Annotated in this window: 12 protein-coding genes; 5 read left to right on the forward strand and 7 right to left on the reverse strand. The window is 66.5% G+C overall.

Features of this window, described 5'->3' with window-relative positions:
• Positions 1-27: 27 nt before the first annotated feature.
• Both A6A05_RS11585 and A6A05_RS11590 read right to left on the reverse strand, forming a co-directional pair.
• The gene (locus A6A05_RS11585; RefSeq protein ID WP_068500918.1) at positions 28-1,749 is read right to left on the reverse strand and encodes a glycosyltransferase; all 1,722 of its coding nucleotides are present in this window, start codon (positions 1,747-1,749) and stop codon (positions 28-30) included.
• Complete coding sequence (locus A6A05_RS11590) at positions 1,746-2,540, reverse strand: hypothetical protein (RefSeq protein WP_068500922.1); 795 nt, start codon at positions 2,538-2,540, stop codon at positions 1,746-1,748. Before A6A05_RS11590 ends, A6A05_RS11585 begins: the two co-directional genes overlap by 4 nt.
• 92 nt (positions 2,541-2,632) lie before the next feature.
• On the opposite strand from A6A05_RS11590, the gene A6A05_RS11595 reads away from it, so the two are divergent.
• From A6A05_RS11595 to A6A05_RS11610, 4 genes are read left to right on the forward strand one after another with little or no spacing between them, the layout of a single operon-like run.
• Complete coding sequence (locus A6A05_RS11595; protein WP_068500925.1) at positions 2,633-4,291, forward strand: NAD+ synthase; 1,659 nt, start codon at positions 2,633-2,635, stop codon at positions 4,289-4,291.
• Positions 4,292-5,635: a glutamate--tRNA ligase gene (gene gltX / locus A6A05_RS11600; protein ID WP_216635790.1), complete on the forward strand. Its 1,344-nt coding sequence runs from the start codon at positions 4,292-4,294 to the stop codon at positions 5,633-5,635.
• A 10-nt stretch (positions 5,636-5,645) separates the two neighbouring features.
• A complete protein-coding gene (cysS, locus tag A6A05_RS11605) occupies positions 5,646-7,025 on the forward strand; it encodes a cysteine--tRNA ligase (RefSeq protein WP_068500931.1) in 1,380 nt (459 codons plus the stop codon).
• A gap of 4 nt (positions 7,026-7,029) precedes the next feature.
• A complete protein-coding gene (locus A6A05_RS11610; RefSeq protein WP_068500934.1) occupies positions 7,030-8,409 on the forward strand; it encodes a hypothetical protein in 1,380 nt (459 codons plus the stop codon).
• On the opposite strand, the gene A6A05_RS11615 is transcribed toward A6A05_RS11610, so the two are convergent.
• Genes A6A05_RS11615 through A6A05_RS11635 form a run of 5 tightly spaced genes read right to left on the reverse strand, consistent with a single transcriptional unit; the run spans position 8,402 to position 11,503 of the window.
• Positions 8,402-9,130, reverse strand: coding sequence for a substrate-binding periplasmic protein (locus tag A6A05_RS11615; RefSeq protein WP_068500938.1), 729 nt, complete (start codon positions 9,128-9,130; stop codon positions 8,402-8,404). The two genes, A6A05_RS11610 and A6A05_RS11615, sit on opposite strands and share 8 nt — an antisense overlap.
• A 20-nt stretch (positions 9,131-9,150) precedes the next feature.
• On the reverse strand, positions 9,151-9,906 hold the full coding sequence (locus tag A6A05_RS11620; RefSeq protein WP_068500940.1) for an SDR family NAD(P)-dependent oxidoreductase: 756 nt from the start codon (positions 9,904-9,906) through the stop codon (positions 9,151-9,153).
• Positions 9,907-10,251, reverse strand: coding sequence for a HepT-like ribonuclease domain-containing protein (locus A6A05_RS11625; RefSeq protein WP_068500944.1), 345 nt, complete (start codon positions 10,249-10,251; stop codon positions 9,907-9,909). It lies immediately after the preceding gene.
• Entirely contained in the window at positions 10,248-10,691 is a 444-nt protein-coding gene (locus A6A05_RS11630) for a nucleotidyltransferase family protein (RefSeq protein ID WP_082910889.1), read from the reverse strand. The genes A6A05_RS11625 and A6A05_RS11630 overlap by 4 nt, the downstream gene beginning before the upstream one ends.
• Positions 10,692-10,711: 20 nt before the next feature.
• The gene (locus tag A6A05_RS11635) at positions 10,712-11,503 is read right to left on the reverse strand and encodes a response regulator transcription factor (protein WP_172822270.1); all 792 of its coding nucleotides are present in this window, start codon (positions 11,501-11,503) and stop codon (positions 10,712-10,714) included.
• Between the two features lie 311 nt (positions 11,504-11,814).
• Between A6A05_RS11635 and A6A05_RS22195 the strand changes: the two genes are divergently transcribed.
• Positions 11,815-12,246 (forward strand): IS1/IS1595 family N-terminal zinc-binding domain-containing protein (locus A6A05_RS22195; protein ID WP_172822271.1); only part of this gene is annotated, 432 nt, incomplete at its 3' end.

Genomic DNA, 12,246 nt, shown 5'->3' on the forward strand with positions numbered 1-12,246 from the left:
ATACTTATGGTCGCCGGTGGTAATCCGTCAAGATTGATTTCGGTTGGACGGGGACCTTTCCCGCCCGGCCGCCAGCACCGCGCGCCACACCTTGTCGGGGCCGTAATGCTCGCGGGCGAAGGCCAGGGCGCGGGCAGCGATGGCGTCTCGCAGGTCGGGGCGACGGTCCAGCACCCGGCACATGCCCTCGATGTCGCCGGCATGGGACCAGGGCAGGTAATGGTGCCAGGGGGTGAAGAAGGCCTCGGTGCCGCTGCCGTCCTGTTCAAGCAATAGGGCGCCGCAGGCGATGGATTCCCACACCCGGCCGGTGACCAGGCGTTCGGCCTGGTCGTGGGCGGCAAGGTTCAAGACAATGCCGGCCCGGGCCAGTTCGGCGGCATAATCGGCCGGGCTGGCGGTGCGCTGCTTTCGTTCGGCGCCGATCAACAGGGTCAGGCCCAGCGGCCGGTCGGCCAGCGCCGCCAGCAGCATCACCCGGTGGGGCTGGGCCAGTCCGCCGACGAACAGCAGGCCGCGATCATTGGCGCCTGGCGCGAAGGGCGGGTGCAAGGCCGGCACCGGAATGGCCACGCCCTTGCCGCCCATGGCCGGCAGGGAGGGCGAGTGGGGGTCGAACACCAAGACGCCCTCGGAAATCTCCGCCCAATATTCCATCAGCGACTGGGCCGCCTTCAGGGCGTCGCGGAACATGCAGACCAGCCGGAAGCCGAACCGGGCCTTCCACCCGGCCACCATATCGCGGGAAAGGCCGCGCCCGGTCGGCGACCAACTGCAATCCAGCAGCACGATATCGGGACGGGTGCGCTCGATATGCTCGGCCAGGGCGGCCAGACGCTGGGCGATGGCGCTGTCGGGGGCGCGCACTTCCAAGGGCTTGCCGGCGGCATCGTCCAGCCACAGATCCAATCGGCCCCCGGCCAAATCGGCGGTGGCGGCCAAATGGGCGGCCAGATCGTTGGGGAAGACCTCGCGGCCGCCATTGGTGGCGGCACCGACGAACAAGACGCGGGCGCTGTCGGGGGTAGTCTCGGCCCCGGGCAGGGCGAAAGGCGGTTTGGGGGGCGTGGTCAGCCCGCGCTCGATCCGGGCCTCGATGGCGTCGGGCGGGGTGGCAGGGGGACGGCAGGGGCCGATCATCGCCGCCAAGCTATCCTCGTTGGCCTGCCAGATCGGCTGCAGCATCCTGAGCGACGCCTCGGGCTGGCCGGCCTCCAGCAGGGCCTCGCCGGCCCGGACCAGGGCCATCGGCGCGATCCCATGGCGGCCCATCCATTGGGCGACGAAGCCCGCGCCCTCGACAGCGCGCCCGGCCTGGCGGCAGGCCTTGACCAGCCGGTCGTGGCTGTCGTCCCACTGGGGACGGCCGCCCAGGGCCGTGACCAATTCGGTGATGTCGTCATGGGTGCCCGCCTCGAACGCGGTCAGAAGCGGCGAGATTCTGAAGGGGCTGCCCGGCGCGATGCGGGCGGTAAGGCCTCGGGCGGTGTCATCGTCGCCGACCAGGGTGGCCAGGCAGGCGCGGTCGGACAGAAGACCGTCATCGGTGGGCGCCTCGGTCAGGCCGCGTTCCAGGGTGTCTATGGCGAGGTCCAGCATGCCGCCGGACCGGGCCAGATGGGCCAGCGAGCGCCAGGCCAGCGGCGCGGGCGCACCGGCGTTGCGCCATTCCTCGATCCGGGCCTGGCCGGCCGGCTGCGCCGCCGCCGGGAAGCGATCGGACAGCCAAGTCTCGAAAACGGTGGTCACAATTGGTCGAGCCGGCGAAAGAAGGCGGCGACGGTATCGACGGTGTGTTCGCCATAGCGGCGTCTCAGCTCGACCGGGCGGGCGACCACCTGGGCGCGGACGTCGGCGAACAGGGCCCGCATCATCTCGGCGAAACTGGTCTCGGTCAGCTGCCAGGTGGAATCGGGCGAGCCGGGCTGGGCCGGGGCCAGATGCGAGTTGACCAATGACAGGAACCAGTCGCGGCGATGCTCGAAGGCGCTGAAATAATGGGCCACCACCACCAGGACATCGGTGGTCAAGGCGTGGGTCTCGGGGTCGGCGTGGATGCGGTCCCAATCATAGCCGCCGCTGCTGGCGCGGTGGCGGTCCAGGATGGCCTGGCTTTTCCTTTGGCATTGCTCGTACAGCATCGGGCCGATCATCTTGTCGATGGCCAGGTTGAAGCCGGGGATCACCCGGCGCGAAAGCACGCCCTTGCCGCCATCGTCGCCCTGACGCGGCGGGAACAGCGGCGCGAAGGCCTTCATCAGGATGCGGTCGAACGGCTTGCGCCTGGCACTTTCCCACTGCTTGGCCTCGCGCGTTACCGTGCAGGCATCGAACGAGCGGCGAAACACCGACTGGAAGCGCTTGGCTTCCTCGGCCAGGAAGGATTCGGCCAGTTCGCGGATGGCGGCGGCGGTCAGCGCGCCACCCCGACGGGCCGCTTCCACCTCCAGCCGGGTGGTGAAATGGCCGATCATGGTGTTGGCGATGGCCTCGCAGGCCTTGGGGCCGCTTGGTCCGGACGGCGGTTCGAAGGTGGTCATGCTCGCGAAACTCCCCTGACCCGACCAGGATAGCAGGAATCGCCGGCTCTGCACATTGACAGCCAGCGTCCCGGTCCCTAGGCTTCTGGGCCATGTCCCAGGCAATAACCATCGCTCTCGCCCAGATCAATCCGGTGGTCGGTGACGTCACCGGAAACGTCGCCCGCATCCGCGAGGCCCGCACCCGTGCCGCCCGCGACGGCGCCGATCTGGTGGTGTTCCCCGAATTGACCGTCTCGGGCTATCCGCCCGAGGATCTGGTGCTGAAGGCGGCGTTCCTGGATGCCGTCGAAGGCGCCGTCGAAGATCTGGCCGCCGATACCGACGATGGCGGGCCGGCGGTGCTGATCGGCGCGCCCTGGCGGGTCGAGGACCACACCTACAACGCCGTTCTGCTGCTGGACAAGGGCGCCATCGCCGCCACCCGGCTGAAGGCGCATCTGCCCAATTACGGTGTGTTCGACGAGGCCCGGGTGTTCACCGCCGGGCCGCTGCCGGCGCCGATCCTGTTTCGCGGCATCCAACTGGGCGTGATGATCTGCGAGGACATGTGGTACGCCGACGTGGCCGACGGGCTGGCGGCGCTGGGGGCCGAAATTCTGCTGGTGCCCAACGGTTCGCCGTTCGAGCTGGCCAAGGCCGGGGTGCGGCTGGAGCGCGCCGCCGAACGGGTCGCCGCCACCGGCCTGCCACTGGTTTATGTCAACCAGATCGGCGGTCAGGACGAATTGGTGTTCGACGGCGCCTCGTTCGTGCTGGCGGGCTCGGGCGAGATGGTCGCCCGTCTGCCGGCCTGGCGGGAAGAGGTGACGACCCTGACCTTCACCCGAAATGACGCCGGTTGGCAGGCGGAGGGCGCGCTGGCGCCCGAGCCCGGCGCCGACGAAAGCCTTTATCAGGCGATGGTGCTGGGCCTGCGCGACTATGTCACCAAGAACGGCTTTCCCGGTGTGGTGCTGGGGCTGTCGGGCGGCATCGATTCGGCCCTGGCGGCGGCGGTGGCCGTCGATGCCCTGGGGGCGGACAAGGTGTGGTGCGTGATGATGCCGTCGCCTTACACCAGCGCCGAAAGCCTGGAGGACGCCGAAGGCGTCGCCCGATTGCTGGGCTGCCGGCTGGATAGTGTATCCATCGAGCCGGCGATGGCCGCCTTCGGCACGATGCTGGCGCCGTCTTTCGCCGGCCACAAGGCCGACATCACCGAGGAGAACCTGCAATCGCGCTCGCGCGGGCTGACCTTGATGGCGCTGTCCAACAAGTTCGGCCCGATGGTGCTGTCCACCGGCAACAAGAGCGAGATGAGCACCGGTTACGCCACCCTGTATGGCGACATGTGCGGCGGTTATGCCGTCTTGAAGGACGTCTATAAGACCGCGGTGTTCGCGGTGTGCCGCTGGCGCAACCTCAACCGTCCCGACGGCGCCTTGGGCCCCAACGGCCCGGTGATGCCCGAGCGGGTCATCACCAAGCCGCCCTCGGCCGAGTTGAAGCCCGACCAGAAGGACCAGGACACCCTGCCGCCCTACGACCAGCTCGACGGCATCCTGTCCTGCCTGATCGAGGGCGAGATGGGTGTCACCGAAACGGTCGCCCAGGGCTATCTTGAAGATGTGGTGCGCCGGGTCTGGCGCATGCTCGACCGCGCCGAATACAAGCGCCGCCAAGCCCCGCCCGGCGTCAAGATCACCGGCCGTTCGTTCGGTCGCGATCGGCGCTATCCCATCACCAACGGCTTCACCAGGACCATCTGAATCGTGTCGGTCACCGTCCGTTTCGCCCCCAGCCCCACCGGGCTGCTGCATGTGGGCAATGCCCGCGTCGCCCTGATCAACTGGCTGTTCGCCAAGGCGCATGGCGGCTATTTCGTGTTGCGCTACGACGACACCGATGCCGAGCGCTCGAAGCCCGAATATGTCGAGGCCATCGCCGCCGACCTTGGCTGGCTGGGGCTGGAATGGGACCGCCATTTCCACCAATCAGCCCGGCTGGAACGCTATCGCGAGGTGGCCGAGGCGCTGAAGGCCCATGGCCGGCTTTATCCCTGCTACGAGACGCCGGAAGAGCTGGAATACAAGCGCAAGCGCCAGCTGGCGCGCGGCCAGCCGCCGGTTTATGACCGCGCCCACCTGCACCTGCCCAAGGTCGAGCTTGATCGTCTGATCGCCGAGGGCCGCACGCCCCATTGGCGCTTCAAGCTGGATCACCGCGTCGAGCAATGGGAGGATCTGGTCAAGGGATCGATGCATGTCGATTGCGCTTCGCTGTCCGACCCGGTGCTGATCCGCGCCGACGGCACCTTCCTTTACACCCTGCCCAGCGTGGTCGACGATGCCGATTACGCCATCAGCCACATCATCCGGGGCGAGGATCACGTCACCAATTCGGCGCCGCAATTGCAGCTGTTCCGCGCCATCGGCGCCATACCGCCGCAATTCGCCCACCTGCCGCTGATGACCGACATTTCCGGGGCCGGCCTGTCCAAGCGCCTGGGCTCGCTGTCCCTGTCCGAGATGCGCGAGGACGGCGTGTTGCCGATGGCGGTCAATTCGTTGCTGGCCAAGCTGGGCACCTCGGACGCCATCGAGGAACGCAACAATCTGGACAGCCTGATCGAGGAATTCTCGATCACCCATTTCAGCCGCTCGACCGCCAAGTTCGATCCGGTCGAACTGGCCCATCTCAACACCCGGCTGCTGCACGCCATGAGCTTCGCCGAGGCCGAATCGGCTTTGGCCGCGTTAGGGCTGGATCAGGCCGACCAGGCCTTCTGGGAGGCGGTCAAGGGCAACCTGGCCAAGATGGCCGATTCCCGCCAATGGTGGCCGGTGGTGGCCGGCCCGATTACGCCGGTGGTCGAGGATCAGGCCTTCCTGGACGCGGCGGCCGGTCTGCTGCCGCCCGAGCCGTGGGACGCGTCGACCTGGAGTGCCTGGACCAATGCCATCAAGGCCGCCACCGGGGCCAAGGGCCGCGCCCTGTTCCACCCGCTGCGCCTGGCCTTGACGGCCTACGAGAATGGACCGGAACTGAAGAACCTGCTACCTCTGATCGGCCGCGAAAAAGCCCTGGAACGGCTGGCCGGCAAGGCCGCCTAGGAGTCCCCGCATGCCCCTGGTCCTGTACAACACGCTGACCCGCAAGAAGGACGTGTTCGAGCCGCTGAACCCCGACCGCGTCGGCATGTATGTGTGCGGTCCGACCGTCTATGATCGCGCTCATATCGGCAATGCCCGGCCGGTGATCGTGTTCGACGTGCTGTACCGGCTGCTGACCCGGCTGTATCCCCAGGTCACCTATGTTCGCAACATCACCGACGTCGATGACAAGATCAATCAGCGCGCCAAGGATTCCGGCGAGCCGATCTCGGTGATCACCGAACGCACCACCAAGATGTTCCATGACGACATCGCGGAGCTGAACGCGGCTCCGCCCACCATCGAGCCGCGCGCCACCGATCATATCAACCAGATGCTGACGATGATCGAGGGCCTGATCGCCAAGGGCTTCGCCTACGAGGCCGAGGGCCATGTGCTGTTCTCGGTGCCCAGCATGAAGGATTACGGCGCCCTGTCGCGCCGGTCGATGGACGAGATGATGGCCGGCGCCCGCGTCGAGGTTGCCCCCTATAAGCGCAATCCCGCCGATTTCGTGCTGTGGAAGCCGTCCACCCCCGATCTGCCGGGCTGGGACAGCCCGTGGGGCCGCGGCCGGCCGGGCTGGCACATCGAATGCAGCGCCATGAGCGGCCAATATCTGGGCGTCACCTTCGACATCCATGGCGGCGGCCAGGATCTGGTCTTCCCCCACCACGAGAACGAGATCGCCCAAAGTGTGTGCGCCAACGGCGCGCCCTTCGCCCGCTATTGGCTGCATAACGGCTATCTGATGGTCGAGGGCGAGAAGATGTCCAAGAGCCTGGGCAACTTCTTTACCGTGCGCGAATTGCTGGAGGTCGCCCCCGGCGAGGCGATCCGCCTGGCCATGCTGTCGACCCATTACCACCAGCCGTTCGACTGGACCGCCGACGGCTTGAAGCAGGCGCGTGCCACCCTGGACCGGCTTTACACCGCGCTTCGTGGTGTCGTGGACATCCCGGCCGCCGAGGTCGCAGCCCCCATCGAGGTGATGGCGGCGCTGGAAGATGATTTGAACACGCCCTTGGCCATCAGCCATCTGCACGAACTGGCCGGCAAGCTCAACAAGGCGGCCGACACAGCGGCCAAGGCCCGGGCCAAGGGGCTGCTGCTGGCGGCGGCCGATCTGTTGGGCGTGCTGAAGCAGGACCCGGAAGCGTGGTTCCGCTGGCAGCCAGCGGGCGGCGGAAACGGCCTGTCGGAAGCCGACATCGAGGCGGCGATCACCGCCCGCCTGGACGCCCGCAAGGCCAAGAACTGGGCCGAGGCCGATCGCATCCGCAAGGATCTGGCCGAGCAGGGCGTCGTCCTTGAGGACGGCCCCGCCGGCACCAGCTGGAAACGGGTGTGATCCGATGCCTCTGAGCACGGGGCCTGACCTGTTCCACTGGCGGGGCTGGCGCGTGCTGTCGCTTCTTTTGGTGGCGGCCCTGTTCCTGGCCCCGGCTTTGTGGAACGGCTATCCGCTGATCTATTACGACACCGAAGATTACGTCGAGATGTCGTTCACCTGGCAGCCGATCATCTGGCGCATCATGACCTATGGCGCCTTCACCTGGATCGGCCATCCCTTCGGCACCTTGTGGGCGGTGGCGTGGGCGCAGGCGCTGATCGGTGCCTGGATCATGCACGAGGCGGTGTGGGCCTGGGTCGCGCGCTATCGGCCGCAGGTCTATGTGCTGATGGGGGTGATCGTCGCCCTGTTCACCGGCCTGCCGTGGGTGGTCAGCCAGATCCTGGCCGACATGTTCGCCGGCTTCGCCATTCTGGGGCTGGCGGTGCTGGCCTTCGGCGACAATCTGTCGCGGCCCCGCCGATTGGCCCTGGTGCCGTTGGTGGCGGTGGGCATCTGCCTGCATATGTCCCATGTGGCGGTGGCGGCCGGGCTGCTCATCGCGATGACCGGCCTGCGCCTGTTGTCGCGCCTGTCGCTCAGGCTGCCGCGTCCGCGCCTGTTGTTGCCGACCCTGACGGTGGCCTTGGGCACCGCCGCGGTGCCCGGCCTGCATTGGGCGGTGACCGGCCAGGCCTTCTTCACCCAATCGGGCCAGGTGCTGCAATTGGCCCTGTTCGTCCAGGACGGTCTGGCCAAGAAGTATCTGGACGAGGTCTGTCCCAATGGCGCCACCTTCAAGATGTGTGCCCACAAGGAAGGCCTGCCCTACACCGCCGATGAGTTCCTGTGGGGCGACAGCGCCTTCGACGATCTGGGCGGCTGGAAGGCCATGCACGACGAGGCCGGGGCCATCGTCTCGGGGGCGATCAAGACCTTTCCGGCCGACGTCGCCCGCGCCATGGCCCGCAACACCATCACCCAGATCGACCTGATCGGCTCGGGCGAGGATCTGGTGCCGATGTCGTGGCACTTCGTCAAGACCGTGCTGAAGCGCTATCCGCGCGATTTCCGCTCGTTCCGCTTCGCCATGCAGCAGCGTGCGGAAGGGATCGACTTCACCCTGATCAACCAGATCCAGGTGCCGGTGGCCCAGGCGGCGCAGGTGGCGTTGTTCGGTCTGCTGGTGGTGGCCTGGCGTCGGCGCGACCGCATCTCGGCCGGGCTACTGGTGACCGTCATCCTGGCGATCATCGGCAATGCCGTGGTGTGCGGGGCCTTGTCCAATCCCCATGATCGCTACCAGAACCGTCTGGTGTGGCTGGCCTTGTTCGCCTGCTCGGTGGCGGCGATCCGGCTGGATCAGCGTTTCACCCGCCGTAAGTCGGTTCCGCCTATCTGACGGTTCCGGCCAGGATGCGTTCCTTGTCCAGCCGGTCGGCGATGGCCTGCAGCCGCGCGATCACCGCATCGGCGTCGGGATAGGTTTTGGACAGCACCAGATAGACGTCCAGGCGCGACACCAGATCGGACTGCACCCGGCTGATCGGGTGCCCGGCCAGAACCTCGCGGGCCGGGCCGGCATAATCCAGGACGTAATCCACGCGGTCCCGCGCCAGCAGGGCGAAAGCCGCGTCGTGGCTGGTCACTTCTTCGGTTCGCACCGCGTTGGCCGGATCGGCGATGAAATCCTTGAGGCCGGCATAGGAATATCCCCGGATCAGCGCCACTCGCTTGCCGGCCAGGCCTTCCTTCGCGGTCAGCGCCGCTGTGTCGGCCTGGCGATAGGCCCGAAGCTCGGTCGAGGCGACCGGATTCTTGCCGTAAAGGCAGCATTCCGCCAGGGCCGGCGCGCGGACCAGCATCGAGAATTGCGCGGTCCCCGATTTCAGCACCTCGAACATGCGGGTTGCGGGATAGCCCCGCGCCGTCCATTTGATGCCGGCCTGGGTGAACATCACGTTGGCCAGGCGCAGCAGCGGATTGTCGGGCTCGCCCTTCGCATCGACGCGGGTGGTCCACACCGACTGGTCGGGATAGACGTATTCCAGCTCGGCGGCGAGCGCCGGGGCGGCGGCCAGGCACGACAGGGTGAACGCGGTGGCGAGGACGCGCAGCATCATCGAGCTTCTCCTCGGGGGGCTTATTTCCTGGGAAGCCGGTGGCTGACGGCTTCCATCAGGCGGTTCGGCAGGGCGCCGGCCAGCCATGCCGCCATGGCCATCGGCCAGGGAAAGGCGATCCGGCCGCGATCGGCCGCAAGCCCCGAAATGATGATACGCGCCGCGCGGTCGGAATCCATCAGAAACGGCATCTTGAAGCGATTGGTGGCGGTCAGGCGGGTGGTGACGAAGCCCGGACAGATCACCGACACCCTGATTCCGTCATCGGCCAGCCAGTCACGCAGGCCTTCGCCCCAGGCCTTGACCGCCGCCTTCGAGGCGCAATAGGCCGGCGCGCCGCCCAGGCCGCGATACCCCGCCAGCGACGACACGATGGCGATTTGGCCCGACTTTCGCGGCCGCATCACCTCGATGGCCGGCAGGACGGTGTTCATGAGCCCGCCGACATTGGTGGCGAAGATGGCGCGGGCCTGCTCGGCCGTCTCGCCGGTGCCGCCGGTACCGGCCGAGATGCCGGCATTGGCGACCACCAGATCCAGCGGCCGGCTGCCGTTGCAGGCGCCGACCCAGGCATCCATCATCGCCCGGTCGGTCACGTCGAGACGGCGCGAATGGGCCTCGGCGCCCAAGGTCCGGCAGCGATTGGTGACGTCGGACAGGCGTTCGCGGTCTCGTCCGGACAGGAACAGGGCGATGCCGGGCTTGGCATAGGCCAGGGCCAGGGCTTCCCCTATGCCCGACGACGCACCGGTGATCAGAATCGACGTGGGGGACACCTAATCGTGCTCCGTCAAGATGGCCTTCAAGGCGCCGACCAGCGGCGGAAGGTCGCCCCGCGCGGCGTCCAGAATGATAGCGGGATCGACCGAATGGTACTCGTGGACCAGGATGTTGCGCATGTCGGTGATACGCGACCACGGCACGTCGGGATGGCGGTGCTGAATCGGCGACGGGATGCGCTTGGCCGCCTCACCCAGAACTTCAAGGTTGCGTAAAACTGCGTCCTGGGTGCGCGGGTCGGCGACGAAAGCGGCGGTGTTCATGCCATCGACATAGCGGGTGATCCGTTCGATGGCTTCCAGCATGTCCTCGATGCGGACCCGCCAATCCTTGTGGCTCACAGTTCACAGGCCTCCTCGCCCAGCACCGGCACGCATTCCGCCAGGATATGCGCCTGCAGCCGGGGTTTGATGTTGCCCTTGGTGATCAGGTCGACCGGGCGACCCAACACCCCTTCCAGGGCGTGTTTCAATTCGACATAGCGAAACAGCCCGCCCGGCTGGCCGGGGTTGAACTCGACCATCAGATCGACGTCGGACATCGGCCTGGCCTCGTCCCTGACCACCGATCCGAACAGGGACACCGACTTGACGCCGAACCGTTCGAACAGGTCGGCGTGGACGCGCAAGGTCTCGATCACTTCGTCGCGGGTGATGGGGGCGCGCTGGCGCCCGATGCGGGTGGCATAGGCCTTGACCGCCTCGACCTTGTCGGCCGGGACGCGGACCATGACCTCGACGACGTTGGGACGGCCCCGGGCGGGGCGGCGGCGTTCGCTCATGCCCCGATGATAAAGCGAAATCAGCCGCCGGTATAGGTCGTGGCGATGCGCCGGGCGGCGGCGTGCAACGAGTCGAATTCGCCGATGGTGGCGGCGCTGGGTCGGTTCTTGATTTCGGCGCTCTTGGCCAGCAAGGCTTCCAGGTTCTCGGTGCCGTGGCGCAGGTCGCGGGCAACCCGCTCCATCAACTCGCTGATCAGGTTTTCCAGGTTGAAGGCGCCGCGCAGGACCATTTCGGGGGAATGAGTCCCTTCGCGGGCCTTGTCCAGCAAGGTCTTGCACTCCCATTCGCAGCCGGCGGCCAGTCGCTTGATCCGTTCCAGCGACAGCGCCCCGAAAATCTGAGACTTCTGGGAATCGTACCGTTCGGGGGCCGCGCCGGCGGCGCGGGCCTGCACCGGATTGGGCACGGTGAACGCCGCCGCCGAGGTCGCCCCCGGCCGCGCCTGCTTGCGCCGGTCCGGGCCGATGTAATCATGGGTCACCACGAAGGGCTTGCGCCGGTTGGCGAAGGCGCCCAGCCGGGTGGCGATCTGGTCGGGCGAGAACGGAATCAGCAGCAAATCGTCGGCGCCGGAATTGACGCAATTATGGACCCGCGATTCGTCGGTGGTGGCCAGCAACATGGCGCCGACGATGAAGGGGTCGGTGCCCAGGCGACCCAGCCGGGTCTCGCGCAGCAGATAGGTGGTGTCGGTCCCGTCGATCTCGGAGTTCATTACCACCATATCGAATCGCTCGGTGGCGAACGCATTGTGGGCGTTGACGAAGGTATTGGCCTCGGAAATGTCGCGAATGCCAAGATTATTCAAGCCAATTCTGATGCCTTGTTTAATCATGCTATTGGGCTCGCACACAAGAACGCGAACTTTCGCCAGTGAATTTGCACCGGTGATTGACGTATTCCTGTTAGAAGCTTGGGATATTACTGATGAAGCGCTGGCCATTCGCAACCTGTTTAAATGCCATTTACAATGGCAATGTCCTTACAAAAGTTATCAAACTTGCTGCGATATTTACAAGAAATTTAGGGCTTCTGCTGAAGCAATTGTTTTATTTAGGCTCTATTCGCAATTCGTATTGATATCGTGTAGAATGGCGGAAACGCGGGAGGTTTTGCGCGATGGATCGGAAGGAATTTCAGGCGTGGCTGTCGGCAGTGGACACGCTGAGCGAGGCGCAGAAGGCGGAGGCCGGGGAGATCCTTTCCGGTCGTCCGGCTGGCGAAGCCTCGTTGGCGGCCATTGAGTTGGGCGTCGGCGATGATCGGTGCTGCCCCCACTGCGGGACTCCCGGGGCAGTGGCCAACGGCAAGGCCCGGGGGATGCAGCGCTACCTTTGCCGGGCTTGCAAGCGGACCTTCGGCGCGTTGACCGGGACGCGGTTATCCGGCCTGCACCGTAAAGAGGCGTGGATGACGTTCGGCGAATGTCTGGCCGACGGCGACACGGTGAAGGCGTCGGCGGAACGGTGTGGCGTTGCCGTGAGCACCGCCTTCCGCTGGCGGCATCGCTTCCTTGAGGCGATCAAGACCCGCGTCGGAAAGCTGCGGGGC

The sequence above is a fragment of the Magnetospirillum moscoviense genome, assembly GCF_001650635.1.
Classification (GTDB): domain Bacteria; phylum Pseudomonadota; class Alphaproteobacteria; order Rhodospirillales; family Magnetospirillaceae; genus Magnetospirillum; species Magnetospirillum moscoviense.